Annotated in this window: 19 protein-coding genes; 12 read left to right on the plus strand and 7 right to left on the minus strand. The window is 37.5% G+C overall.

The genetic code is table 11. The features are described 5' to 3' along the window. Window position 1 precedes the first annotated feature (1 nt). From ppa to mgtE, 3 genes are all read right to left on the minus strand, one after another. Window positions 2-532: an inorganic diphosphatase gene (gene ppa, locus ACFILL_RS04750; RefSeq protein ID WP_273790629.1), complete on the minus strand. Its 531-nt coding sequence runs from the start codon at window positions 530-532 to the stop codon at window positions 2-4. A 68-nt stretch (window positions 533-600) separates the two neighbouring features. After that, complete coding sequence (gene typA, locus ACFILL_RS04755) at window positions 601-2,427, minus strand: translational GTPase TypA (protein ID WP_273790628.1); 1,827 nt, start codon at window positions 2,425-2,427, stop codon at window positions 601-603. 1,268 nt (window positions 2,428-3,695) lie between these two features. Next, complete coding sequence (mgtE, locus tag ACFILL_RS04760; protein ID WP_273790627.1) at window positions 3,696-5,072, minus strand: magnesium transporter; 1,377 nt, start codon at window positions 5,070-5,072, stop codon at window positions 3,696-3,698. Between the two features lie 552 nt (window positions 5,073-5,624). Between mgtE and ACFILL_RS04765 the strand changes: the two genes are divergently transcribed. Next, window positions 5,625-7,649, plus strand: a complete 2,025-nt coding sequence (locus ACFILL_RS04765; protein WP_375643377.1) for a M3 family metallopeptidase — start codon at window positions 5,625-5,627, stop codon at window positions 7,647-7,649. 162 nt (window positions 7,650-7,811) lie between these two features. On the opposite strand, the gene ACFILL_RS04770 is transcribed toward ACFILL_RS04765, so the two are convergent. Both ACFILL_RS04770 and ACFILL_RS04775 read right to left on the minus strand, forming a co-directional pair. Then, a complete protein-coding gene (locus ACFILL_RS04770; RefSeq protein WP_375643378.1) occupies window positions 7,812-8,888 on the minus strand; it encodes an SGNH family hydrolase in 1,077 nt (358 codons plus the stop codon). Between the two features lie 14 nt (window positions 8,889-8,902). Beyond that, window positions 8,903-10,156 (minus strand): lytic murein transglycosylase, encoded by a 1,254-nt coding sequence (locus tag ACFILL_RS04775; RefSeq protein WP_375643380.1) that lies wholly within the window; start codon window positions 10,154-10,156, stop codon window positions 8,903-8,905. Between the two features lie 264 nt (window positions 10,157-10,420). Between ACFILL_RS04775 and ACFILL_RS04780 the strand changes: the two genes are divergently transcribed. Together ACFILL_RS04780 and ACFILL_RS04785 are read left to right on the plus strand one after the other, a co-directional pair. Then, window positions 10,421-11,311, plus strand: coding sequence for a UTP--glucose-1-phosphate uridylyltransferase (locus ACFILL_RS04780; RefSeq protein ID WP_375631096.1), 891 nt, complete (start codon window positions 10,421-10,423; stop codon window positions 11,309-11,311). A gap of 39 nt (window positions 11,312-11,350) precedes the next feature. Then, a complete protein-coding gene (locus tag ACFILL_RS04785; protein ID WP_273790622.1) occupies window positions 11,351-12,343 on the plus strand; it encodes an SIS domain-containing protein in 993 nt (330 codons plus the stop codon). A gap of 275 nt (window positions 12,344-12,618) precedes the next feature. On the opposite strand, the gene ACFILL_RS04790 is transcribed toward ACFILL_RS04785, so the two are convergent. Next, the gene (locus ACFILL_RS04790; RefSeq protein WP_375631095.1) at window positions 12,619-12,978 is read right to left on the minus strand and encodes a hypothetical protein; all 360 of its coding nucleotides are present in this window, start codon (window positions 12,976-12,978) and stop codon (window positions 12,619-12,621) included. Window positions 12,979-13,230: 252 nt separating this feature from the next. On the opposite strand from ACFILL_RS04790, the gene ACFILL_RS04795 reads away from it, so the two are divergent. The 3 genes from ACFILL_RS04795 (at window position 13,231) to guaB (ending at window position 18,241) form a co-directional block, all read left to right on the plus strand. Continuing rightward, window positions 13,231-14,616: a sigma-54-dependent transcriptional regulator gene (locus tag ACFILL_RS04795; RefSeq protein ID WP_375631094.1), complete on the plus strand. Its 1,386-nt coding sequence runs from the start codon at window positions 13,231-13,233 to the stop codon at window positions 14,614-14,616. Window positions 14,617-15,019: 403 nt separating this feature from the next. After that, window positions 15,020-16,591, plus strand: a complete 1,572-nt coding sequence (locus ACFILL_RS04800; protein ID WP_375631093.1) for a phospholipase D family protein — start codon at window positions 15,020-15,022, stop codon at window positions 16,589-16,591. A 150-nt stretch (window positions 16,592-16,741) separates the two neighbouring features. Continuing rightward, complete coding sequence (guaB, locus tag ACFILL_RS04805) at window positions 16,742-18,241, plus strand: IMP dehydrogenase (RefSeq protein WP_375643381.1); 1,500 nt, start codon at window positions 16,742-16,744, stop codon at window positions 18,239-18,241. Between the two features lie 179 nt (window positions 18,242-18,420). On the opposite strand, the gene ACFILL_RS04810 is transcribed toward guaB, so the two are convergent. After that, on the minus strand, window positions 18,421-18,567 hold the full coding sequence (locus tag ACFILL_RS04810; protein WP_375631092.1) for a hypothetical protein: 147 nt from the start codon (window positions 18,565-18,567) through the stop codon (window positions 18,421-18,423). Window positions 18,568-19,021: 454 nt separating this feature from the next. Here ACFILL_RS04810 and ACFILL_RS04815 point away from each other — a divergent pair, with 454 nt between their 5' ends. From ACFILL_RS04815 to ugpE, 6 genes are all read left to right on the plus strand, one after another. Beyond that, the gene (locus ACFILL_RS04815; RefSeq protein ID WP_273790617.1) at window positions 19,022-20,308 is read left to right on the plus strand and encodes an RsmB/NOP family class I SAM-dependent RNA methyltransferase; all 1,287 of its coding nucleotides are present in this window, start codon (window positions 19,022-19,024) and stop codon (window positions 20,306-20,308) included. Window positions 20,309-20,440: 132 nt separating this feature from the next. Further along, window positions 20,441-21,997 carry a glutamine-hydrolyzing GMP synthase gene (gene guaA / locus ACFILL_RS04820; protein WP_375643383.1) on the plus strand — a complete coding sequence of 519 codons (1,557 nt, stop codon included), beginning with the start codon at window positions 20,441-20,443 and terminating at the stop codon, window positions 21,995-21,997. 76 nt (window positions 21,998-22,073) lie between these two features. Then, on the plus strand, window positions 22,074-22,796 hold the full coding sequence (locus ACFILL_RS04825) for a glycerophosphodiester phosphodiesterase (RefSeq protein ID WP_375643384.1): 723 nt from the start codon (window positions 22,074-22,076) through the stop codon (window positions 22,794-22,796). A 757-nt stretch (window positions 22,797-23,553) separates the two neighbouring features. Next, window positions 23,554-24,888, plus strand: a complete 1,335-nt coding sequence (gene ugpB, locus ACFILL_RS04830; protein WP_375631091.1) for a sn-glycerol-3-phosphate ABC transporter substrate-binding protein UgpB — start codon at window positions 23,554-23,556, stop codon at window positions 24,886-24,888. A gap of 95 nt (window positions 24,889-24,983) precedes the next feature. Beyond that, complete coding sequence (gene ugpA, locus ACFILL_RS04835; RefSeq protein WP_375643385.1) at window positions 24,984-25,868, plus strand: sn-glycerol-3-phosphate ABC transporter permease UgpA; 885 nt, start codon at window positions 24,984-24,986, stop codon at window positions 25,866-25,868. Window positions 25,869-25,878: 10 nt separating this feature from the next. Beyond that, window positions 25,879-26,730, plus strand: coding sequence for a sn-glycerol-3-phosphate ABC transporter permease UgpE (gene ugpE, locus ACFILL_RS04840; protein ID WP_375637593.1), 852 nt, complete (start codon window positions 25,879-25,881; stop codon window positions 26,728-26,730). Window positions 26,731-26,732 lie beyond the last annotated feature (2 nt).

Here is a 26,732-nt window from a genome sequence, read left to right on the forward strand (position 1 = left end):
GTTATATTTTTTTATTGCGCTCAACAGCTTGCTTAATTAATTCATGCGCAAAGTTTTTATCACGCCATCCTTCAATTTTAGCCCATTTTCCAGGTTCCAGATCTTTGTAATGCTTGAAGAAATGTTCAATTTGTTTGAGTGTAATCTCGGGTAGATCTGTATAGTCATGAATATTGATATAGCGTTTTGTTAATTTTGTAGTGGGAATGGCAATAATTTTTTCATCTTTACCACCATCATCTTCCATCATTAGAGCTCCGATGGGGCGAACATTGATAACACAACCAGGCATAAGTGGACGGGTATTACAGATAAGGACATCAATAGGATCACCATCATCTGAAAGCGTATGAGGGACAAAACCGTAATTTCCAGGATAAACCATTGATGTATGAAGAAAACGGTCAACAAATAATGCACCAGACTTTTTATCCATCTCATATTTTATTGGTTGCCCACCAAGGGAGACTTCCACAATAACGTTAATATCTTCTGGTGGATTTTTGCCTACGGGTATTTCCTTAATATTCATAGAGACATCCTTTCTGGAATATAGTGAGGCTCAATACAATTAAATATTTTACCAAAGAGATTATGAAATTAACTTGAAATTGATGCACGTGTTTTTTCAAAACGTTTACGTTCATTAGGATCAAGATAGAGTTTGCGGAGACGAATATTTTTAGGGGTTACCTCCACAAGTTCATCATCTTGTATCCACGATAAGGCACGTTCTAATGTCATTTTAATGGGAGGCGTTAACTTTACGGCCTCATCTTTTCCAGAAGCGCGCATATTGGTAAGTTTTTTCCCTTTTAAGACATTGACTTCTAAGTCATTATCTCGTGAGTGGATGCCAATAATCATACCTTGATAGACTTTCACACCCGCATCGATGATCATAGGACCACGATCTTCAAGATTAAAAAGAGCATAAGCGACAGATTCACCGTTGTCATTTGAAATCATAACACCATTAACACGACCAGCAATGTCTCCTTTATAAGGTTCATAAGCATGGAAAAGGCGATTCATAATTGCTGTACCACGTGTGTCCGTTAAAAGTTCAGATTGATAACCAATGAGTCCTCGGGTTGGTGCATAAAAGACAAGGCGGACACGATTACCTCCAGAAGGACGTAATTCCACCATTTCGCCTTTACGTTCAGACATTTTTTGTACAACAGTACCGGAATATTCTTCATCAACATCGATAACAACTTCTTCGATTGGCTCAAGAGTTATTCCATTTTCATCTTTTTGCATAACAACACGTGGGCGTGAAACACTAAGTTCAAATCCTTCACGGCGCATATTTTCAATGAGAACTGCAAGCTGTAATTCTCCTCGTCCTGAAACGTAGAAAGAATCTTTATCGGCTGATTCTTCAATTTTAAGAGCGACATTGCCTTCTGCTTCTTTTAACAATCGGTCACGAATGACACGGCTTGTTACTTTATCGCCTTCAGTTCCAGCAAGGGGACTATCGTTGACGAGAAAACTCATAGTAACAGTAGGAGGATCAATTGGTTGGGCAGTAAGGGGTTCATTGACAGTAGGATCACAGAAAGTATCAGCTACGGTACCTTTTTGTAGACCTGCAATCGCAACAATATCACCAGCACTTCCTTCTTCAATAGGTTGCCGTTCTAAGCCACGAAACGCTAAAATTTTTGAAATACGCCCAGTTTCTAAAAGTTTTCCATCTTGTCCAAGAACTTTGACATTTTGATTGGGTTTTAGACAGCCAGAATGAATCCGCCCTGTAATAATTCGTCCCAAAAACGGATCCGCTTCAAGAATAGTTCCAATCATGCGAAACGGTCCTTCTGCTACACTAGGAGAAGGGACATGCTGCGTCACAAGATCAAATAAAGGACCTAATCCATGATCTTTTGGTCCTTCAGGGGCTTCAGCCATCCATCCATCGCGTCCAGATCCATAAAGAATAGGAAAATCAAGCTGTTCATCGGTTGCATCAAGAGCAGCGAAAAGGTCAAAAACCTCATTAATGACTTCATCAACGCGTGCATCCGGTCGGTCAATTTTATTAATAGCAACAATAGGGCGCAATCCTACTTTCAATGCTTTGCCAACAACAAATTTTGTTTGTGGCATTGGTCCTTCAGCAGCATCAACAAGTACAATGGCTCCATCAACCATATTTAGAATGCGTTCAACTTCTCCACCAAAGTCGGCGTGTCCAGGTGTATCAACAATATTAATTCGAGTATCTTTCCAAACAACAGATGTCACTTTCGCTAGGATTGTAATTCCGCGTTCTTTCTCAATATCGTTTGAATCCATCATACGTTCGCTTGTACGCTGATTATCACGGAAGTTTCCTGATTGCTTGAGAAGTCCGTCTACAAGCGTTGTTTTCCCATGGTCAACGTGGGCAATGATGGCAATGTTACGCAATTGCATAAATTTTCTTCTTTTCGTTTAATGAAATTTCATTTGAGGCAAAGTCTTTACATTCTTTGCCTGACTATTAAAAAACCTTTTACATGTTTTTTTATAGTTTTGGAAGATGGAGGCAATATTTTTATGACAAAACTATTTATCCAAGTCTTTAAGGCTCTATTAAGCTTCAATTGCTGGAGCTTCGTAAAAGGATTTTTATAGTGCGTATGTTCTATTCTCGAGCTAAGAATTATCCAAAAAATCACCGTCAACTTGATTTCTATCAATATGACACAAGGAGTTTATATGAGCTCTTGTAAGAGTAAGTAAGTATAAAGGTAGCCATATTATTGTTGTTGTTTTGCAAAGAGATTAATAAAAATCCGGAATATCTCTCAATCCATAGCCAATTTATTGACAACTGTACAACATTCTTATTCTAAATAAAGCTTTTTCTTATTCTATAACTTGTCAATCAAAATCCAGATCTAATGCAACCGTGTATTTGAGGTAAATATTGAGATGATTAAGAATTTTATAAGAAGTTCTAGCTTTTGTATGCCAGATTGGGGCAAGAGTTATATCTGTTTGATTTATTTATGAACCCGGAATACAGTCTTATTTAGAAAGAATATGAAGGCATCCAAAGAAAATTTCCATCTTTGCCGTTAATCCAATTTATGCTTTCAAAGGCATCTAAAGTAATATCTTTTAAACCATGGAGATAGTGCTTTGCCCCTCACACTTTTGTTAATCGTATTCTCTAATAGGAGCATGCTTTTCATGCCAAACAGAACACTTTAAACAGAATATACTTGTTGTTGCATATTCATGTACTTAAGAGAGATTGCTTAACGTATACTACATCCATTCCATGATAGGCTCATAAATGATATAATATACGCGAATAGTATACTACTAACGCCTTTGTGAAAAAATATAAAACTGTTGAGCATTATCATTATCATTCTTTCTCAGCTGTCAATATTGCGCCAGTTTTTGCTACGAGAAAGAAGATATAAGAAGTATTTTATTTTTTTCTTGAATAGTTTTTAGCCATACACCGATCTCGTTTGTGACTGGCAAGAAGATGACTTTAATCGATTTAATATGAGAAGCTTTATGATGAGGTAAATTTACGTTATTCGGAGCTGTTATTCAAAAAAAATAATAAATTATCTATGGAGCGGTGCGCTAGAAAATAAATAATAAAGCTTATTCTCTTATGGAAAGAATCTTAGGTTACATGACAAGATCTTTCCATAAGTAAGAGTTTTTACTTTACATGTTTAAAGAAGAGTTCCTGACAAAATGAGGGAAGCTACAGAAAAATAGATTATAATGCCCATGACATCTACTAAAGTTGCCACAAAAGGAGCAGAAGCACTTGCTGGATCAAATTTTAAACCTTTAAGAATAAAAGGCAACATAGATCCAGAAAGAGAACCAAAGGTAACGATTCCAACTAAAGCTGTACCCACTGTTGTCGAAATAGCAATCCAATGTTGTCCATAGTCGTAGATACCCAGTTTTTGCCAAAGAGCAATGCGCGTAACACCAATAATTCCTAGTAAGAGACCAAGGGATAGTCCTGTTGGAATTTCACGAATGATCACTTTCCACCAGTCTTTCAACGTGAGTTCACGTAAAGCCAATGCACGGATAATAAGGGATGTAGCTTGTGAGCCGGAATTTCCTCCTGAGCTCATAATGAGAGGTATGAACAGTGTAAGAATAATCGCTTTTTCGAGTTCTGTTTCGAAATGTTGCATAGCGCTTGCTGTCAGCATTTCACCGATAAAGAGTAAAGCGAGCCATCCGCCACGTTTTTTCATCATTTCAGGAAACTTAATTTGCATATAGGGCTTATTAAGCGCTTCCATACCCCCAAATTTATAGGCATCTTCATTCATCTCATCGACCATAGTATCAAGCACGTCATCAACGGTTACAATGCCAATGACATGGTTACTTTCATCAACTACAGGCACAGAGAGAAGATCATGGCGCTGGAAAAGGCGTGCGATATCTTCATGATGTGTGAAGGGCGATATTGTAATGGGCGAGTCATGGGTAGGGACATTAAGAATTAGTTCATCAGGTGAGGCAAGAATAAGGTTACGCAGGGAAACAGCTTTTAGAAGAGTACCTGTTTTAGGGTCAATTACATAGCTGGTATAAACTGTTTCACGTGTTCGCTCGACCTCACGGATGTGATCCAAAGTTTTTTGTATGGTCCAGTTTGAAGGAACGGCTATAAATTCTGTTGTCATCAGTGCCCCTGCTGTATGGTCAGGATAACTGGTGAGTTTTTTAAGTTCAGCGCGCGTTAAGGGGTTAAGCAAGGCATAAAGTCGTGTGCGGGTTTCTTTATCCATTTCTTGAAAGACGTCTGCAGCAGCATCGGCAGACATGCCATCAAGAATTTCAACAGCACGATTTATAGGGAGAAGTTCTAGGATGGCAGCAGGTTGCTCAAGCTCTGGTTTATCAAAAAGTTCGATAACATAATCAAGAGGCAGAAGACTAAGAATAGTTACACGTTCCATGCTATCGAGGTCATTTATGATATCAATAGAGTCTGCAAAATGCTGGTTCTTTAACTTTTCAGCAAGAGCTTCAGGAGAAAAATTTTTGAAGTCGAAGGCCGTTTTGATTTCAGTCATGATAAAGTACCTCCTGAAGAGTTGGAGAGTTATAAATCTAGATAATAGATGAGATAAAAACAAAAGTTTATGGAAGATTTAAAAAAAACTCCCCAGCTATATTCCCAATTGTTAATATTTGAAGTAAAGTCAAGGGTGAATTATAAGTTATAAACAAGTTTCTGAATCACTAAAACGAGAATACAGCTTAATTTGAGGATAATATAAAAGCGTAAATGTAAAAATCAGTTCTGATTTTTACCATCATTTCTTTAATGCAGTTTTGTGATTTTCAAAAGAATCTACAGCAATATTTTGTAAAGAGTGGAGATTATGCCTTTCTCCAAGTGTTTTTGTTAATATGCAATTCTATTGTGATGTGTGAGCGAATAATCTTTATTGCTTCAATATAATATGGTTTAAAATGAAAGAACTTTGCGATTTTCAGGTTTTTTATTCAATAGCGTTTTGAAAGGTAGTTTTGAAACTCACGAGATAGTTTTAGTATGTTATCAATTTGTGTCGTAAAGATAATTGTTACAGTTTAAATTTATAATGGAGACATAAAGTATTATGGCAAAAGAAGCAGTGCTGGAGTGGAAGGGATTTTCATGTCTTCCTGATTTTTCTTCTATAAGTGATGAAGATTTTAAACCCGCTTTTGAACAGGCTCTTCAAGAAGCCGAAGAAGAACTAGAGGCGATTGCGATGGTGCAAGAACCACCAACGCTTGAGAATTTTTTACAGCCTTTTGAGCTTTGCGGCAAAGCGCTTGATCGTGTCTGTTCAATATTTTTCTTACGCACCAGTGCTCATACGAATGTATTAATTCAACAGCTAGAGCAAGAGTTCGTTGTAAAACTTTCTCGTTATTCTTCAAAAATGATGATGGATGCGCGGATATTTGCGAAAATAGATATGCTTTATAAACAGTCGCAGCTGGGCATATTTGAGAGTGAAACAACACGTGTTCTTGAATTATGGTGGAAAAAGTTTGTTTGTCATGGGGCAAAACTCGATGAAAAAGCTAAGAAACGGCTTTTGGAAATTAATGAAAGACTTGCTTTTTTAAATGCTACTTTTGGACAAAATGTCTTAAATGATGAAGCTGAATGGATTCTATTTTTAAAACAAACAGACTTATCTGGTTTACCGCAAGATCTCATTGCTTCAATGAAGGAAATTGCGTGTGAAAGAGGCAATGAAGAAGCGTATGCATTAACACTAGCACGTTCGATTGTTGAACCTTTTTTAAAATTCTCTGATCGTCGTGATTTGCGTGAGGTTGCATTCCAAGCTTGGGCTAAACGTGGTGAAAATAATAACAAGAATGATAATAAAACAATTATTGTAGAGATTGTTGCGCTTCGAGATGAGCAGGCTAAATTATTGGGATATAAATCTTTCGCAGATTTGAAGCTCGATAATACTATGGCTAAAAGTGTTGATTCCGTTATGGATTTGCTTATGCCTGTATGGGAGCGCGCAAGAGCGAAAGCTTCTACTGAGCAAATTGACTTACAAAATTTTGCCAACAATCAGGGCTGCAATGAATCTTTAGCTGCTTGGGATTGGCGTTATTATGCTGAAAAACTTCGTACTGAAAAACTTTCTTTCGATAGCGCGGAGATTAAATATTATTTTCAGCTTGATCGTATGATTAAAGCGGCTTTTAGGGTAGCAGAAAAACTCTTTGGCATTACATTTGAAGAAAAAAACGCTGTTACACTTTGGCATCCTGATGCACGTTTGTGGGAAGTAAAAAAGTCTGATGGAAGTCTACTTGGGCATTTTATTGGTGATTATTTTGCGCGTTCTTCAAAACGCTCCGGTGCGTGGATGAGTAGTTTGCAATCACAACATAAATTGGATGGCGGACAAAAGCCTATTATCTACAATGTTTGTAATTTTGCTAAACCGCCCAAAGGAGAAGTTGCTCTTTTATCACTTGATGATGCACGTACGCTTTTCCACGAATTTGGACATGCATTGCATGGTTTGCTTTCTGATGTCACATGGCCATCTGTGTCGGGAACATCTGTTGCACGTGATTTTGTTGAGCTACCTTCTCAACTTTACGAACATTGGTTAACCGTGCCAGAGATATTAAAATCTTATGCTATACATACAAAAACAGGCCATCCTATGCCACAAGAGTTGATAGATAAAGTTTTAGTAGCACAGACATTTAATGCAGGATTTTCTGCCGTTGAATTTATCTCATCAGCTTTAGTGGATATGGCTTTTCATCAAGGCGAAACAGTCACTGATCCAACAGTGTTTGAACGCCAAGAATTAGAAAAGCTGCAAATGCCTGACACAATTATTATGCGTCATCGTCCCCCACATTTTATGCATGTGTTTGCAGGGGATGGTTATGCATCTGGTTACTATTCTTATATGTGGTCGGAAGTTCTTGATGCAGATGCTTTTCAGGCTTTTGAAGAAACGGGAGATGTTTTTAATTCAGAGCTCGCTGATCTTTTAAAGCGTTGTATTTACTCCGCTGGAGGAAGTCGTGATCCAGAGGAGCTTTATAAAGCTTTTCGGGGACGGATGCCTTTACCAGAGGCAATGATTAACAAACGTGGACTATAAGATATAACGGTATGGTTAACACCATGCCGTTTTCATATTATTCGAAAGGTGCAGTTGCGAGTTATGTAAATTTCCTCTTCATTATAGCTCTGTAAACAGAGTTTTTTATCTTATTCGCTTTTTGTTTATAGAGGAAAACAGATTTTGTATTTTAAATAGACATTATGGGAAAGAAAAATCATCAGCTCGATCTTTTTGATGCCCATTTGGTGGAAACCATGATTTTTTTATAAAACTTGACTTTCTTTTGCCTAAAAGGTGAGTGTTTTGTTGTGCCATATCATCGAGGCTCATTGGAAGCTGACGCATAATTTTACTCCGCTCTTGATTCTCTGATTCTTGTATAAGTTTTTGAATAGCTTGATCGGTTGAGTAAGGATTTCCATGAGAAAAGGCATAAAAATTTAAAATATTTTTCAATGGCTTTTCTAAATAAGAGGCAAGTTTTTTCTTTCCTTCAGGGGTGAAATGCATGCCATTATTGGTGCGTAATTTGGTTATTTTCCCATTAATATCATAGCCTGAAAAAGAAAAATTTCCTGTCTCATCACTAAAGCCGCTCCAGATATCGAGAAAATACCCTCCTGCTGTTTCTGTTTCTTGTTGATAGAGCGCATTAAAATTTTTTATTTTTTGTGTCAAAAGATCATTTTCAAAAGAAGGTTGACCTATCCATATCCATGGTTTTCCAGAGGCATGAAGACTTTCAGCAATTTCGATAATTCTTTGTTTGTAGATGCGCATCCATTCTGACTGATCTGTGTTAATCATGTTATGAGAGTCTGTGATGGGTTGATTATCATTTGCACCGATCATCATGATAATAACATCGGGATTATTTTGATCAATGAGTTTAGAAATATTGCCTTGCCAAGAATAATAATCCGTTCGAACTAAGCCGGAAGCTGGTATTGTGTTGTTCATGATAACGATATCGCTATTATTTATAAAAGACTTCTTAAGTGCATCGGCAACAGCAGAAGCTGCAAAATCCCCTATGACAAGAATGCGCTTTGCATTCTCATTTTTCAGCTTTTGTATGTTTTTTTGTGTTACGATCTTTTTTTGCGGCTTGTCTATTTTTTGTTCTATAATTTGCGGTGGCTGCTGTGTCTGTTTGTTTTGTTGTGACAACCATTTGAAGAAGTTCGTTGCTTTACTTGGGGATGGCTGTAAGATCCCCACAATAGAAAGTGAAAACAGCAATAATGTCAAGTATATCAGGCGAAAAGAAGACAAAAATTTAGTCTCCCTTATTGTTTGCGAAGGAGAAAAAGCACTTGAGATGATGGATATCCATTTGCTTTTAGACCGTGACGCAGTTGAAAAGCTTTAATTGCTTTGCGAGAAGCTGTTCCGATTTTTCCATCAACATTCCCTTTATAATAGCCCAGTGCACTTAAGCGAGATTGTAGTTCTTTACATTCCTGGAAAGTAAGAGGTTGAAAAGGTCTTTGCCAATCATTTACCAATCCAGGATGTCCAGCAATGCGATCAGCAAGAAGGCCAACAGCAAACGCATAACGATCTGCATTATTATAATGTTTCAGAACAAAGAAATTTTTTGTGACTAAAAATATAGGTCCTTTTGCTCCATCTGGATATTTTAATATTGCTTGTTCAGCTGATGTAGGAAGAGGGTGCCCATTTGCGTGTTTTACACCTAATTTTTTCCATTGTTCAAAGGAATACCAGCCTTCAGGAAGGTTTTTCCCCTGCGGCACTTTTACCTCTACTCCCCAAATAAGATTAGGTTGCCAGCCATTTTTGTGGAGAAGGTTAGCAGCAGTAGCCAGAGCATCTGGAACAGAGTTCCAGATATCACGCCGTCCATCTTGGTCCATATCAACTGCATAGGCGAGATAACTGCTTGGAATAAATTGTGTATGCCCCAATGCACCGGCCCAAGATCCAGTGAGTTGAGAGCGTTTAATTTCGCCACTTTGTAGAATTTTCATAGCAGCAATCAGCTGTGTATATGCATATTTTGCACGTTTTTTATCAGCATAGGCTAAAGTTGCAAGAGAGCGAATGGTATCACGCATTACACTTTTATTGGCTAAAACCTTCCCATAGTTGCTTTCCATTGACCAAATAGCAAGCAGAATATTGCGATCAACACCAAAACGTTTTTCAATTTGAAGAAGCCATTTGTTCCATTTTTGAGTTTGGCGCCGTCCTTCCTCAATTGCAATATCATGGACACGATTATCGAAATAGTTCCATGAAGGAGCAACAAATTCCGGTTGGTATGCGGCGCTTTTTAGAACTTCTGGATCAATGGAATTAACACCTTTAAACGCCATATGAAACGTAGAGGGGGTAATATTGTGAGCAATAGCTATTTTTTTAAATTCTTTAATCCAGTGTTTAAATCCGCTATCAGCATATGAAAGGGATATAAAAAACATAAAAAAAGCAGAAAAAATAACGGCAGAGACAGTGAAAAGAGTTCTCCAAGTTATTGACTTCTCTAAAAAGAGAGTCTTCAATTCTGTTTTTTGCATTTTGAAATCCCCATTAATATTCAATTCATTAGATGTGCAATAACTTTATTTTGTATTTAGTTTAATCGATAATATGATCAAGAAGAGGAAAAAACTGAATAAATAATACGTTTTAATCCTTTCAATAAATTCTCAGACTCTTTTTACATTTTTATTATCCATTATAATGATAATCAAAACAATAAGATATCTTTTTTACCATTTCGTAAAAACATATGATAAATAAAACAAAAAAGTTATATGAATTCATTGAGGAGGGTGAGTGTGCGTAAAATCCGGAAAGCAGTATTCCCAGTAGCAGGTCTTGGGACGCGTTTCCTTCCTGCGACAAAAACGATTCCTAAAGAAATGCTAACAGTTGTTGATAAACCTGTTATTCAATATGTTGTGGATGAGGCGAGGGAAGCTGGTATTGAGCATTTTATTTTTGTGACTGGACGTAACAAAGCAGTCATTGAGGATTATTTTGATGCGCAAGTTGAATTATACACGACACTTGCTGAATGTGGAAAGAAAGAAGATCTTGCACACTTATACCGTTTACAGCCATTACCAGGGTCAACTTCTTTCACTCGGCAACAGCAACCTTTGGGATTAGGGCATGCTCTTTGGTGTGCGCGTGAATTAGTTGCAGGGGAACCTTTTGCTTTATTATTACCCGATATGTTGATACAGGCGAAAAAGGGCTGTCTTTCTGAAATGATGAGCCTTTATGAAAAGGTGGGTGGGGGAAATATTATAGCAGTTCAGGAATGCGATCCTAGAGAAACACATAAATATGGTATTGTTGGGAAAGGCAAACAGATTGCAAATGGTTTTGAAATCACAAAAATGGTAGAGAAACCAGTACAAGGAACGGCACCATCAAATTTGTACATCAATGGACGTTATATTTTGCAGCCAGAAATTTTTAATATTCTTTCTACTCAAGAACGGGGAACAGGAAATGAAATTCAATTAACAGATGCTATGATACGGCTTTCAAATGAGCAAGATTTTTGGGGTTTGCAAGTAAAAGGGCGCACTTTTGATTGCGGTTCTAAAGCTGGTTTTATTGAAGCCAACGTTGCATTTTCTTTGGCACGCGCTGATATGCACAGCCACGTTTCTGCCTCATTGAAAAATTTACTGGAAACCATTAATGTTGAAAAATAATATAGATCTCTCACTTAATTTTATTGATCGAATTTGATTATGATAATACCGTCTCCTCATATGGCTTTGCAGGGTGCTGTTGTATCAGCGCTTAAAACACTTGCCAGTGAAAAGCAGGGGCTTGAAGCCCTTGAAAAAGCTCTTCTGGAAAGTCTTTCTTCTTCTTTTGAAGCGGCTGTTCAAACTATTAGAAATGCTCGTGGACATGTGGTCATTACTGGTCTTGGAAAAAGTGGTCATATAGGGACAAAAATTGCAGCAACCTTAGCCTCAACTGGAACACCTGCCTTTTTTGTTCACGCTGCAGAAGCCAATCATGGTGATCTTGGTATGATTGGATCTGATGATGTTATTCTTGCTTTATCATGGTCTGGTGAAACTCAAGAGTTAAGTGGTATTATGAGTTATGCGGCGCGTTTTCGTATTCCCCTTATTGCGATGACATCAAGTAAGCACTCTGTGTTAGGACGACAAGCTGATATTGTGCTATTATTACCAAAGATAGAAGAGGCTTGCCCCCATGGTTTAGCCCCTACAACTTCAACAATTATGCAATTGGCAATGGGAGATGCATTAGCGGTTTCTCTTTTAGAAATGCGTGGTTTTACCGCAACGGATTTCAAAATATATCATCCTGGTGGTTCTCTTGGTGCAAGCCTTAAATACGTGTGTGATATTATGCATGAGGGTGATAATATTCCTTTGGTAATGCAGGGAACATCTATGACTGAAGCGATGAATGTTTTGGTGGAAAAACATTTTGGTTGTGTTGGTGTTGTGAATCAAGAAGGTGAACTAATCGGAATTGTAACTGATGGCGACCTTGCACGTAACATTCATTTTAATTTATCAAAATTTAATGTTGACGAGGTGATGACCAAAGCTCCTAAAGTTGTAAAGCCAAATACACTTGTTGGTGCAGCAACAGCTTTTATTAATGATCATCAGATTGGTGCATTTTTCGTGGTTGAAGATAAAAAACCGATAGGAATTGTCCATTTTCATGATCTTTTGCGCATTGGCGCTGCTTAGATTAAGCTTCCTTATCAAATAAAATGTTATTTTAGGTTGAAATAGATTGCAGGATACAAAGTTACAATTTTATTGTAGGTGGCTTTACTGATATTTTGTGGAAGAAAATGATTATTTTACGCATTTCATAATGTTTAGAAAATTCTCAGGGTAAAGATTATACCAGCCTCTTTGCGTATTTTAGAGAGGATTTTCTATCAGGAGGAGAACGGATCGCCTCCTGCTTAATGTGTGTGCTCCCTCTGTTCTTAAGAGAGATTTCCCTTGTACTTTGTTTAAGATTTCCGCTTAAGGAAAAACTGTGCTCCTGTATGTGAGGTGCAGAGAAGTTGTGTGGCGTCATATGACATTGTACAATTGACTCTAGAAATTGTTCCACGGAGAATAGAGCGTATTTCAATTTCTATATTTTGGGCATTGAGATAATTATATGCCCCTTCTGATAGTTTTTCTTCTGTATCTGCTGCACGCGTTTCAAAAACACCATTGTGGAAAGAAGAAATAATACCATTCTCATCAACCCATTTCCCATCAATTCCAGTTGGCATATTTGAATTATAATATTGCGAAAATTTACAGGCACTTAACAGCAAGGCGGTGATTGTAAGACATAAAATATGAAAGGTATGTTTCATTTATTGCACTCTATTTAGATTATTTTCTCTCGAGTTTCTATAACATTATTAAATTACCCCATGAGTCAATATGAAAAATTTAATGAAAATCAATGAAAAAGCAAAAAAATGGAAAAAAATGCCTTAATGTTGTATTTAATTGATAGCTTGATGAAGTTTGTAAGTGAAACACAAGAGGTGAAATATTTCTTATGGTTTACAACAATTTTGATATTAAGCTGCTGAGTAGTCTCAAAGGAGATTATTGACATTATGGTTGGTCCCATTCTTGTTGCGAGTGAAGATTATGGAAGACGTATAGAACTTTCTGCTATGCTGAGAGGTTTTGGTTATCGTGTCATTGAAGCAGAAAATGGTCTCCGTACGATTGATCTTTTACACAGGCGTAAAAACATTGTGCTTGCACTCCTTGATGTCGTTATGAGTGATTTGAGTGTGAGCGATTTGATTAAAATGATTAGAGTTGCTGGTGTTTCTGTTCCTATTGTCGTTATAGCACAACAAGAGAATCAGCATTTACTCCAGAAAGCTTTAACAGCTGGAGCTATTGATTATTGGATCCATCCAGTAACATTATTACGCGTAAGAGTTACTTTGGATATTCTTGCTCTTATTTCTGCCTTGGAGCATGAGGTTCGAGATATTCGGCGAAAAAAAGAGAATCATTTACGGTTTTCTGATCTTTGCGTAAAAAGTAGAGCTATGCAGATAGTGTTAGAACAATCGAGACAAGCAGCAACTTCTTTACAGAATCTTTTGATAGAGGGGGAAGCTGGAACAGGACGTGAGACATTAGCTCGGATTATTCATCATGAGGGATTATTTTCGGAGGGTGTTTTTGTTCGCTTTCAATGTTCAGCCATCGTTGATCCAGAAGAAGAAAATCAGCAGTGGTTTAAAGAATTCCTACCATTGGTTTCTTCTCTTGAAAAAGGGACACTTTGCCTTTGTGATATTGATCGACTTGAGCCCATACAGCAAAAACGGTTTGCTCATTACCTTAAAGAGAGGGAAAGGGATACAAAAGGAGGATTTTTCCCTTTTCGGATCATTGCTATTTCAACATCGCGTTTAAAGGACTTGGTTAATGAGAACTTTTTTTTGCATAGTTTGTTTGAACAATTTTCTCACTTGTCTATTAGCGTCCCTGCTTTACGAGAATTAAGGGATGATTTTCCAGAGATTACACAACGTTTGATTGATCGCATTATCACAGAAACAGGGCGATCACATGTCCATGGTTTAGCAGGCTCTGCTCTTTCCTTGCTTATGCAGTATGATTGGCCTGGCAATAGAAATGAGCTTGAAACCTTTTTATTTCGTGCGATTTTACTCAGTGAAGGACCGTTATTAACTGTTCGAGATTTTCCGCAATTAATGGGAAATTCATTAATGAATGTTCCCAATATCATTGAGGGTAATATACAAGAAGATAATGAACAAGAATCGATAAAATTTTTGAATACTGATGGGCATGTGCGTACTTTTGCAGAGATGGAACATGATATTATAGAGAAAGCGATTAAACATTATAAAGGACATATGAGTGAGATTGCGCGCCGCCTTCATATTGGTCGCTCTACACTTTATAGAAAAATGGAAGAATTGAGAGCAATAAGAAATCAAGAACGAAAGTAAAATTCATAACAAATTTCTCTTCATGACAAGCATGAGTTTCAAAAAAATAGAGTGGATTTTGATAAAGTTCGTGGGGGAAGCTTAAGAAAACAATTATTTATTGTAAAATTTATCTATAGAGGATGATTTTGTAGATTTAAATCAAATATAAATTTTATGTGATTATTTTAATCGTTTGTTTCAATTTATACAATTTTAGTTAAGTTTACATTTATTAAAACAGAGAAGCATTTTTAAAAACTTTTAAATACTACCGCTAAAATTTTTGTATCATCAATATTAAATTTATACTCTCTTAAGCAAGAAGTGGCATTTTATCTGCTATACGATTAAGATAAAGTGATTAGTGTTATCGTTTGCATTACTGATGATGTGATAGTTTAAAATAGAAAGTTTATCCTCTTTGACTCTTTTACAGATTGTTATTGGTTTTGTCCTCTTTTTTTTTATTGCATCTATGTTGGCAATCTACACCTATGGGCGTTTTGTGAAAAATGCTAGGGGGCAGTGTTCTTATGCGTTACCTATTCAGAAAGATGAAACTAAGCTTGATCGTATCGTCAGTCAATTAGCTGAGGAAGAAAATGGATTGGGGATTGATAAAGATGCCCTTTCCCTCATTATCAGCAATTTGGATGCGTTTTGTGTTCGTGCAATAGGAGCTGCAGAGGCTGGGCGTAGCCTTGATCTGATGTATTATATTTGGGACGATGATTTAACGGGGCGCCTATTATTAAGTGAAATAGTTGAGGCAGCAGATCGGGGTGTTCGGGTACGGCTTCTTTTGGATGATATTAATGCTCAGGCACGTGATCCAGCTTATATTGCGCTAGATAAACATCCTCATATTGAGGTGAGAATGTTTAATCCAGGGCGATCTCGTAAAGGTGGTTTACGCCGTGGTTTAGAAATTATATTACGGGCAATTACCGTAACACGTAGAATGCATAATAAAGCTTTTATTGTTGATGGCAGGGTCGCTTTTGTAGGAGGACGTAATCTTGCAGATTCTTATTTTGATGCTGGTAAAGAATCCCATTTTCGAGATTTAGATTTGATGTTAATCGGTCCCTCTGTTAAAAAGGTAGAAAGTATCTTTGATGATTTTTGGAATAGTGCTGTTGTTTTGCCAATTCATACTTTGGTTGTTCCTAAAAGCGCAAGTGATCTTAGCTATTGGAAAGATAAATTACGAAAGTTTCGTGATTCCAAGGTTGCAAAAGTTTATTTAGATTATGTCAAAGAGCACATTAACTTTAATTGTTTTATCCAAACAGGAAAGCGGTTATTTTTAGCAGACAAAGTTGTTGTTCTTTCTGACCCTCCAGAAAAAGCATTGCGTAAAAAAGCAAGCAATTGGCTTATGAAGGCACTTTCAAAGGTTATTGGAAATGCCCAAAAAACGGTTCAGATTACGTCACCTTATTTTGTTCCTGGTAAGGTTGGCACGCAGAATTTTAGTAATTTGGTTTCAAAGGGTGTTGATGTCAAAATTCTGACAAATTCTTTAGCAGCTACTGATGTAGCATTAGTGCATGGTGGTTATGTACCGTATCGTAAGGCATTGTTGAAAAGTGGTGTTAATCTTTATGAATTAAAAGCGGAAGGCAATACTCATGGGTTACGATTGTTTCGATCGAGTAAGGCAAGTTTACATGCCAAAGCTTTTTTAATTGATCGTAAAACAGCTTTTATTGGATCTTTAAATTTTGATCCAAGATCAGCATCATTAAATACAGAAATGGGCATTCTTTTTGAATGTGCTCCCATTACAGCAAGATTAGATTTGTTGTTTTCTGAAGAAACCACAGGGGAAATGAGCTATCATCTGCGTCTTGGTGATAATAATCGTATTTATTGGGATTTTATTGAAAATGAAAAAAAATATAGCATTGACTATGATCCAGAAAGCAATTTTTGGCGTCGCGCATTTGCAAAAATAATAAGTTGGTTACCTATTGAATCACAATTGTAAATTTTTATAAACCACACTTAAAAAAATATTTTATTTTTCTTTTCATTTTGTTTGTAGCATGGCATAATTTTTTGCCAATCTACCATGTATGAGAACCGCAGTTGTATTTTAAAGCTCCTTGCGGTGTTTTATTATAAAAGGAATTTTGCTATGGCAAAGATTGTTGAAACGGGGACAGGTGCATTGGCACTGACTTTTGATGATGTACTTTTACAACCCGGTCATTCTCTTGTTATGCCTAGTCAAGTGGATCTCAGTACGCGCATTGCAGCGGATATTAAGCTCAATTTGCCATTGCTTTCTGCGGCAATGGATACGGTAACAGAATCGCGTTTGGCTATTGCGATGGCTCAAGCTGGTGGTCTTGGGGTTATTCATCGTAATATGTCTCCTGCAGAGCAGGCAGAAGAGGTCCGCCAAGTAAAAAAGTTTGAATCTGGTATGGTTGTTAATCCAGTCACCATTGGACCAGATGCAACACTTGAAGAAGCAAAATCTTTGATGCGCTCTCATGGTATTTCCGGTATTCCGGTTGTTGAAAATGGTGCTAAAGGTGAAACTGCTGGACGGCTTGTTGGCATTTTGACAAATAGGGATGTGCGTTTTGCATCGGATCCCAAACAAAAAATTTATGAATTAATGACGCATGAAAATTTAATCACAGTGCGTGAAAATGTTCAACTCAATGAAGCAAAGTATCTTTTACACCATCATCGTATTGAAAAATTATTAGTTGTGGATGAACAGAATCGTTGTGTCGGACTGATAACAGTTAAGGATATTGAAAAAGCAAAATTAAATCCAAACGCTGCCAAAGATTCGCAAGGTCGCTTGCGTGTTGCAGCTGCAAGTAGTGTAGGGGACGATGGGTTTGAGCGGGCTGAACGATTAATTGATGCAGGTGTTGATATTCTAGTGATTGATACTGCACATGGACATTCTCAGCGTGTATTAGACACAGTTGAGCGTATTAAAAAAATGACGTTTTCTCCAGCCATTATTGCTGGTAATGTCGCAACTCCGCAAGCAACACAGGCTTTGATTGACAGTGGTGCGGATGCTATAAAAGTTGGTATTGGTCCTGGTTCTATTTGCACAACGCGAATTGTTGCAGGTGTTGGTGTTCCTCAGCTTGCAGCCATTATGAGTGCGGCAGAAATTGCTGATAAGGCCGGTATTCCCGTTATTGCTGATGGGGGGATAAAAGCTTCGGGTGATTTTGCTAAAGCCTTAGCAGGTGGGGCTTGTGCTGCTATGATTGGCTCTCTTTTAGCGGGTACAGAAGAAAGCCCTGGTGAAGTTTATCTATATCAAGGACGATCCTTTAAAGCTTATCGCGGCATGGGATCTGTTGGTGCTATGGCACGAGGATCGGCAGATCGCTATTTTCAAGATGATGTTCGTGATGAACTTAAGTTGGTTCCTGAGGGTGTAGAGGGGCAGGTGGCTTATAAAGGTCCTATAGCATCAGTTCTACATCAGCTTGCTGGTGGACTTCGTGCTTCGATGGGGTATGTTGGAGCAAAAGATCTTGTAGAGTTTCGTGAAAAAGCAACGTTTGTACGTATTACGAATGCGGGACTCCATGAAAGTCATACGCATGATGTTTCTATCACACGAGAGAGTCCAAATTATCGTGGGCCAGTTTAAAGATATAAGATCCTAATGTCATATTGCATAAATATAAAATCTTCCGAGAATAAGAAAGAGAGACTGCGCTTTTTTCTGTTTGTAATTTGGTGTAATAATCCCAAAAAGGAAAGAATTAGAGGTCAAAACTCTAATTCTTTCTGTTAAGACTATATGAAATAAGTTATATAAAATTAGAATTAACTTTTTGTTGTCTTCCGTCCAGTCTTTGACGCACGTTGGCGAGTGTTTGTCTGATCACTTTGGATGGATTTCTTTCCGTTGTTTGAGGGCATTGTATTATGACGGCTTTTAGACGAAGTTGTTTTTCCATTATTATAAGTCATTATTTTCTCCTTTTAAATTGTCTGGCAGTTGCCATTAGAGTAAAAACGGTCATGCCAAATAGTGGTTCCAAGCATTTTCTAAAAAGTTAATTTTTTGTTGAACGTAAGATGAAATTGTTTAATTTTATGAGAAGACTTTTTCTATTTTTTCAGCAGGATAGCCGTACAAAGATGGGAGATATTTGATTTTTTCGTAATGCATGGCGGAAATAAGTTCTTTATGGATGGCTACGTATCTTTTAGCATAAGAGGTAGAAGGATAAAAAGCGAATGGGCAGAAGATGAAAGGAAAAATCTAGATACTCTAAATTGGATTTTATAAAAAAGTATGATCAGATCATTTTAATATTGAATGTAAATTTTTTATGGCTTTGAGAAGGTTCCATTGGCAAGAAGACGATAATATTATTTTTTTAGATGATTTAAAATTTTATTATTTTAATGGGAGAAATGAATGCGATTAGGTGGGCGTTTGCAAGCAGCAATAGATGTTCTCAAAGAGATAGAAATGAAGCATCGCCCAGTAGGAGCAGCTTTAAAGGATTGGGGGCTTTCTCATCGCTTTGCTGGAGCAGGTGATCGCGCAGCTATTGGTACAATCGTTTATGATGTTTTAAGACGACGTTATTCTTTACAATGGCGTATGGAGAGTGATGATATCCGAGATATCGTTTTTGGTGCCTTATTAGATTATGGAAAAATGACGCTGGAGCAAATTGACGGTGAGTTGGCAGAAGATCGGTTTGCACCACAGTTATTAGGGGCTAAGCAGCGTAAATCGTGGCAAGGTCAGCAATTAGTGGATGCTCCAGACTATATTCGTGGTGATATTCCACAATGGTGTCAAGCGCATCTGCGTCCTTTATTTGGTGATAATTGGATCACTGAAGCGGCTGCGTTAGCAACGCGTCCTTCTTTAGATCTACGGGTAAATAACCTAAAGGCAACACCAGAAAAGGTGCTGAAAGAATTAGCAAAAACCAAACTTAAATCTTTTCCATGGTTTGGGCAAGCTTTAAGAATTGCACCGATTGAAAAGTTTAATCGTCATCCCAATGTTCAAGTGGAACAAGCTTTTCAAAAAGGACACTTTGAAATACAGGATTTAGGATCTCAAATTGTTGCTCACCTTGTGGACGCGCAAGAGAGCATGCAGGTATTAGATTATTGTGCAGGTGCTGGGGGCAAAACATTAGCTTTAGCTTCCGATATGAACAATCGTGGACAAATTTATGCTTATGATTCCGATAAAGCGCGCTTAGCTCCTATTTTTGATCGTCTTCGACGCGCTGGTGTTCGTAATGTACAAACACGAGCACAAAAAGAAGAATTGAAGCCATTAATAGGCCAGATGGATAGAGTTCTACTAGATGCACCATGTAGTGGGACAGGAATATGGCGTCGTCGTCCAGATGCGAAATGGCGTTTAACATTAGAACAGGTGAAACAACGCCAAACAGAACAGAGGGCTATTTTGAATGAAGCGATAGCTTATCTTAAGCCAAATGGGCGCCTAATCTATATTACCTGTTCTCTTTTTACAGATGAAAATGAGGAACAAATTTCCCATTTCCTTCAACAACATTCTCATTTTTCTCCAATAGATATGCCAGCGCTTTGGCAGAAACATTTTAGTTTTTCTCCTGTGCAACCAGTTTTTTCAAATTATGGACTTACTTTGTCGCCAGCCACAACACAAACAGATGGGTTCTTTTTATCTGTGTTGCAAAAAAAACATTGATCCATATTTTTGCACTTTTTATCATAAACTTTACGAGAATAATCTTTTTCTTAAGAAAACAGGCTTGTGAAAAGAGAAAGATTAAATCATAACTCTCATGAGTTTTCTTTTACAATTGTTGATTGGTTTTCTATGAGCATATCACATCCAGACACTGTTCTTATTATTGACTTTGGTTCACAAGTTACACAACTTATTGCACGACGGGTACGAGCAATGGGGGTATATTGTGAAATTGCTCCTTTTCAATTGGCTTTAGAAGTTGTGCGCCGCATAAATCCTAAAGCTATTATTTTATCAGGGAGTCCTTATTCCGTTATTGATGAGGGCTCTCCGCGTGCTCCAATGGAAATTTTTGAGGCGGGTATTCCGATTCTGGGTATTTGCTATGGTGAACAAGTCATGTGTGTTCAGCTTGGAGGAAAGGTTGAAGTTGGGCATGAGCGTGAATTTGGGCGTGCTTTTTTGGAAGTGCAAGAAGAGAGTGCCCTTTTTGATGGAGTGTGGAAAAAAGGTTCTCGTTATCAAGTATGGATGAGCCATGGTGACCGTGTGGCAGCTTTACCAGAAGGTTTTCGTGTCATAGGAACCTCAAAAGGAGCTCCCTATGCGGCTATTGCGGATGAAAAAAGACATTTTTATGCGGTACAGTTTCATCCTGAAGTTATCCATACACCGAATGGTACAAAACTTTTGCAAAATTTTGTTCATAAGATCTCTGCTATTACAGGCAATTGGTCAATGGCTTCTTATCGTGAGCAGGCAATTGCTACAATACGACAAAAAGTTGGGAAAAGTCGTGTGATTTGTGGTCTTTCAGGGGGAGTGGATTCATCTGTTGTAGCGGTACTCCTTCATGAAGCCATAGGAGATCAACTGACATGTATTTTGGTAGACCATGGGCTGATGCGCAAGAATGAAGCTGAAGAAGTTCTCACGCTCTTTCGTGATCATTATAATATAGAGCTTATTCACGTTAATGCTGCTGATGTGTTTCTTAATGCTTTAAAAGGTGAGACAGATCCAGAAAAAAAACGCAAAACAATTGGTCGCCTTTTTATTGAAGTTTTTGAAGAAGAAACGAAAAAAATAGGAGGTGCAGAGTTTTTAGCACAAGGAACACTTTATCCAGATGTTATTGAGAGTGTGTCTGCTATTGGTGAGACGGTAACCATTAAAAGCCATCATAATGTGGGTGGGCTACCAGAACAGATGAAGATGAAACTTGTAGAACCGTTACGTGAGCTCTTTAAGGATGAGGTTCGCTCGCTAGGACGAGAGTTAGGGCTACCGGAGCAGTTTATTGGTCGCCATCCTTTTCCAGGTCCCGGCCTTGCAATTCGGTGTCCAGGTGCTGTAACACGTGAAAAATTAGAAATTTTACGCGAAGCAGATGCTATTTATCTTGAGGAAATCCGTAAGGCCGGTCTTTATGATGAAATTTGGCAAGCTTTTGCTGTTCTTCTTCCAGTTCAAACTGTTGGTGTTATGGGGGATGATCGCACTTATGAATTTGTTTGTGCTCTTCGCGCTGTCACATCTGTAGATGGAATGACCGCTGATTTTTATCCCTATGATATGGCATTTTTAAGTAAGACAGCAGCACGTATTATTAACGAAGTTAGAGGGATTAATCGTGTTGTATATGATGTAACCTCAAAGCCTCCTGGTACTATTGAATGGGAATAATTGAAATGAAGAATAAGCCTTTATCTGACAATCTGTACGTCAATATCGTTTAAAATTGAGAAGTGTGGGATTTTGCATGTCTGAGAAAAAAATTGTTGCACACCGTGGAGGAGCTCATCTTTATCCTGAAAATACCCTTTCAGCATTTAATAATGCTATAGCGTTAGGTGTTGATGAAGTTGAATGCGACGTTCATTTGCTGAAAAGCGGTGAAGTGGTTGTCTTTCACGATTTCCGTTTAGACCAATTGGTTGAGAAAAAGGGGTATATTCACGACATTGATAATGAAACACGCAAACAACTCTGCGTGAAAGGAAGCCAAGAAGCACCTCCCTTATTAGAAGAAGTGCTTGATCTTTTAGCACCAACGAATGTTGCGTTGCATCTTGAAATCAAAACATGTGGTGAAGTGGAGCGTGAAACAATATTATCCCAAAAAGCGCTTGCACTAATAAAAAGCCGAAATTTATTAGAACGGGTTTCTGCAATTAGTTTTGATCCTTTTATCCTTCGTCCTTTTATTGAAGCAGGAATACCATCTGGTCCATGTGTTGATAATTTTGAAGGTGATATGTACCGTCATTTTTCTGAATGGGAGCAATTAGGTTATTCTGATCTAAGTTTAGATGGCTCCATTGTTTCACAGAACTTTATTGAATCAGCTCTTGAGGCTGGTTTTACTGTAGGGGTATGGACAATTAATGGAAAAGCTCGGTTATCACATTGGCTTGATATGCCTGTACATTACATTACGACAGATCAACCTGATCTCGCATTGCAATTGCGTGCACAAAGGTAAAAAACACATCAACACAAAAGGAACTATATATTTTCATAAAGCTAGCGTAATAAAAGAATAAAAATTATCTAATATATAACAATAATACATTGATTTATAATGATAATTAATGGTTTATTCATGTGAATAATAGACCTTAATACATAAGATTTTCTTATTTCAAATCTTTTTACAATGAATCAATTCAAATCATTCGTTTGCACATTACAAGCAGGGTTGGTGTGTGGATAAAAAATGATTGAGAAAAGAATAAAAATATTCATTGAACGTATTTTAAATGCAAGATTTGTTGAAGCATTAGGGTCTCACATGATGATGTCGTTTTGCACTTTTATGAAGTGTAAAAGTGATGGTATACAAAAAGTCTTATATACTTTAGTGGAGAGGCTTTATGGCTTATATTATAGGAGCTATCACGAAATGTAGATGTATTGAAAGATTTTTTAACAGCATGGAAATTGGTCATACATTGTCATTTTGTTTTGCGTGAGGGGCGTGATCTTGTTACAGGGCAAGAGACTATTAAGCGCTCAAAATGATTTTTAATTTTAAGAAAAGTTTTATTTGTCTCTTCGTTAATACATAAGAATGCTTATAAAAGAAAATGAATAAATTTAAACAAATTCATTTGACCTTTTGGTGGTTCCTGTTTAAATGAGAGAATATGTTTCTGAAATAAAACTGTCATAGCATGTTCATGTGTAATACTATAAATTTAGGGGTAGTTTGTATTCCATCACTTCAGAAAGGGTGAACCATGAGTCGTTTTTATCTTTCCATAGCGGCCACGGTTGCTATCATAATGTCCACAGCGGGAATAACAGCAAGTTTTGCGCAGACAAAAATCAGCTTTTGGCATTCTATGAGTGGTGAATTAGGAAAGCAAACTGAAAGTCTCATTAACGATTTTAATGCAAGTCAATCTGAGTATAAAGTTGTTTCTTCATATCGCGGTGAATATGAAGAGGGGTTGATTTCACTTATTGCAGCATTTCGTGGAAAGAAACAGCCAGTACTTGCCCAAATTTATGACGTTGGTACTGGAACTATGATGGCTGCAAAAGGCGCAATCTACCCATTTTATCAACTTATGGCTGATACAAAACAAGAATTTGATCCTACAGATTATTTCCCTGCTATTAGTGGTTATTACTCCGATGAACAGGGGCGTATGGTTTCTATGCCATTCAATATTTCAACACCCATCCTTTATTATAACAAAGATATCTTTAAAAAAGCAGGGCTTGATCCAGAACAGCCTCCTAAAACGTGGCAAGATATAGAAAACTTTTCCAAAAAAATTCTTGAGACTAAAGCAGCAACTTGTGGTTTTACAATGGCTTATGCCGCTCAATGGATTGGTATAGAAAATTTTTCAGCGTTGCATAATGTTCCGTTTGGAACAAAGGAAAATGGCTTTAAAGGACTTGATTCAGAACTTACATTTAATGGACCTTTACAAGTGCGTATGTGGACTGACCTGAAAAAGTGGTCTGATCAAGGTATTTTCCGCTATGGTGGTCCAGCAGGTGCATTAGATTCAACACCAATGTTTATGGCACAAAATTGTGCAATTTTTATGCAATCTTCAGGATCACATGCTGGAATTGTTTCTGAAGCTCAGTTTAATGTGGGGGTTGGTATGCTACCGTACTATAAGGATACAGAAGGAGCACCACAAAATTCAGTTATTGGGGGAGCTTCTATTTGGGCGTTTAAGGGCCATACCCCAAAGGAATATGCAGGGGCAGCCGCTTTTCTTAAATTTCTTTCGAAAACAGAAAATCAAGCAAAATGGCATCAGGAGACAGGTTATCTTCCAACCACAAAAACGACTTATGAATTGAGTAAAAAACAGCATTTCTATGAAAAAACGCCAGGTGCGGATATAGCTATCAAACAGATTAATCTTAATCCACCAACAGTTAACTCAAAAGGGATAAGATTTGGTAATTTACCACAAATCCGTGCCATTCTTGATCAAGAGTTGGAAGCTGTTCTTAGTGGTTCAAAAACGCCGAAAGATGGTTTAGATGAGACCGTTGAACGTGGAAATAAACTCTTGCGTGAATTTGAAAGATCTAATCATTAATTTCGTTTTATTGTTAAACATTAAAGACTCAACAAAAACAGTTGAGTCCTTTTTGTTTACCTTTTTAAAGTCTCTACATTTAAAGAGCCCTACGAATGCAAGAAAAACATGCATATTTTAAAAATAATCTACTTTCTTATGGACTGCTTTTTCCTCAGCTTTTTGTGACTTTTTTGTTTTTCTTTTGGCCTGCTGCTCAAGCAATAAAATCATCTTTTGAGCGTGAAGACCCTTTTGGCTTTACAACAACCTTTATTGGTTTTGAGAATTATCTAACCGTTCTTTCTGATCCTACTTATCGGCAATCGCTTCTTACAACCGCAGTATTTTCCATCTCAGTTACTGTCGCTTCAATGACAATATCACTTCTCTTAGCTGTCTGTGTTGATCGTGTCATCCGTGCAAAAAAGGCTTATACAATGCTTTTGCTTTGGCCCTATGCTGTTGCTCCAGTATTGGCAGGTATATTATGGCTGTTTATCTTTCATCCCACTATCGGAATTATGCCTTTTCTTCTCGAGAAAATAGGAGTGCTATGGAATTATCGTATTAATGGCACTCAAGCAATGATTCTTATTGTCATTGCGGCTAGTTGGAAACAAATTTCTTACAATTTTCTCTTTTTTCTTACAGGTCTTCAGTCTGTTCCGCGTTCTCAAATAGAAGCAGCCGCCATTGATGGTGCTGGTCCTTTTAAACGATTTTGGACAGTGGTCTTCCCGCAAATTTCACCAACGACGTTTTTCCTTCTTATTGTCAATGTCAATTATGTTATGTTTGATACTTTTGGTATTATTGATAATACAACTTCTGGAGGTCCTGCGCGTGCAACGAGCATCCTCGTCTATAAAGTATATGACGATGGCTTTAGAAATCAAATAATCGGTGCATCAGCAGCACAATCAACAATATTGATGTTGATGGTTATTGTCTTAACGTTTATCCAGTTTCGCTGGATTGAGCGCCGTGTACAATATTAGGAAACAAATTATGGTTGAAAATCGCCCTGTTTTGAAATTTCTAACCCATATTACTCTCATTGTTGGTATTATCATTATTTGCTTTCCAGTTTATGTTGCTATCATTGCATCAACTCATAGTTCAGCAGCATTTAACTCAGGAACACTCCCTCTTTTGCCTGGGAAATACGCTCTGGAAAATTATAAAACAATCTTTGGTGATGGCCTTGCACGGCTAGGTTTGCCCAACCTCTGGCCACTCTTAATGAATTCATTCATTATGGCTCTTGGGATTAGTATTGGAAAAATTATTATTTCACTTTTGTCTGCTTATGCAATTATTTACATGCGCTTTCCCTTCCGAAAAACTGCTTTTGTTCTTATTTTTGTTACATTGATGCTCCCTGTCGAAGTTCGTATTCTTCCAACCTATGAGATTGTTGCAAAATTGGGGATGGTTAACACCTATAGTGGAATGATTATTCCACTTATTGCATCTGCAACCGCTACATTTTTATTTCGCCAGTTTTTTTTGACTGTTCCAGATGAACTCTTAGAGGCGGCACGTGTTGATGGTGCAGGTCCAGTTAAATTTTTTAAGGATATCCTTCTTCCTCTTAGTAAAAGCAATATCGCTGCTTTATTTATCATTATGTTCATTTATGGATGGATACAATATCTCTGGCCTCTTATCATCACAACGGATCAAAATCATCAAACGATCCTTATTATTTTAAAACAGCTTATTGTCGAATCACTTCAACATGATCCTCAATGGAATATACTCATGGCAGTATCGGTTGTTGCCATGGTTCCCCCTGTTCTTGTTGTTATCTTCATGCAGCGGCTTTTTATCAAAGGCCTTATTGAAACGGAGAAGTAATT

The organism is Bartonella sp. AP20NXHL (assembly GCF_042196165.1).
GTDB lineage: Bacteria > Pseudomonadota > Alphaproteobacteria > Rhizobiales > Rhizobiaceae > Bartonella.

Bases quoted from the DNA above. Each gene is read 5' to 3' on its own strand.
- typA (WP_273790628.1), bottom strand. From the start codon at position 2,427: ATGCAATTGCGTAACATTGCCATCATTGCCCACGTTGACCATGGGAAA.
- mgtE (WP_273790627.1), bottom strand. From the start codon at position 5,072: ATGACTGAAATCAAAACGGCCTTCGACTTCAAAAATTTTTCTCCTGAA.
- ACFILL_RS04790 (WP_375631095.1), bottom strand. From the start codon at position 12,978: ATGAAACATACCTTTCATATTTTATGTCTTACAATCACCGCCTTGCTG.
- ugpE (WP_375637593.1), top strand. From the start codon at position 25,879: ATGGTTGAAAATCGCCCTGTTTTGAAATTTCTAACCCATATTACTCTC.
- ACFILL_RS04825 (WP_375643384.1), top strand. From the start codon at position 22,074: ATGTCTGAGAAAAAAATTGTTGCACACCGTGGAGGAGCTCATCTTTAT.
- guaA (WP_375643383.1), top strand. From the start codon at position 20,441: ATGAGCATATCACATCCAGACACTGTTCTTATTATTGACTTTGGTTCA.
- ACFILL_RS04775 (WP_375643380.1), bottom strand. From the start codon at position 10,156: ATGCAAAAAACAGAATTGAAGACTCTCTTTTTAGAGAAGTCAATAACT.
- ugpA (WP_375643385.1), top strand. From the start codon at position 24,984: ATGCAAGAAAAACATGCATATTTTAAAAATAATCTACTTTCTTATGGA.
- ACFILL_RS04810 (WP_375631092.1), bottom strand. From the start codon at position 18,567: ATGACTTATAATAATGGAAAAACAACTTCGTCTAAAAGCCGTCATAAT.
- ACFILL_RS04795 (WP_375631094.1), top strand. From the start codon at position 13,231: ATGGTTGGTCCCATTCTTGTTGCGAGTGAAGATTATGGAAGACGTATA.
- guaB (WP_375643381.1), top strand. From the start codon at position 16,742: ATGGCAAAGATTGTTGAAACGGGGACAGGTGCATTGGCACTGACTTTT.
- ugpB (WP_375631091.1), top strand. From the start codon at position 23,554: ATGAGTCGTTTTTATCTTTCCATAGCGGCCACGGTTGCTATCATAATG.
- ACFILL_RS04815 (WP_273790617.1), top strand. From the start codon at position 19,022: ATGCGATTAGGTGGGCGTTTGCAAGCAGCAATAGATGTTCTCAAAGAG.
- ppa (WP_273790629.1), bottom strand. From the start codon at position 532: ATGAATATTAAGGAAATACCCGTAGGCAAAAATCCACCAGAAGATATT.
- ACFILL_RS04785 (WP_273790622.1), top strand. From the start codon at position 11,351: ATGATAATACCGTCTCCTCATATGGCTTTGCAGGGTGCTGTTGTATCA.
- ACFILL_RS04765 (WP_375643377.1), top strand. From the start codon at position 5,625: ATGGCAAAAGAAGCAGTGCTGGAGTGGAAGGGATTTTCATGTCTTCCT.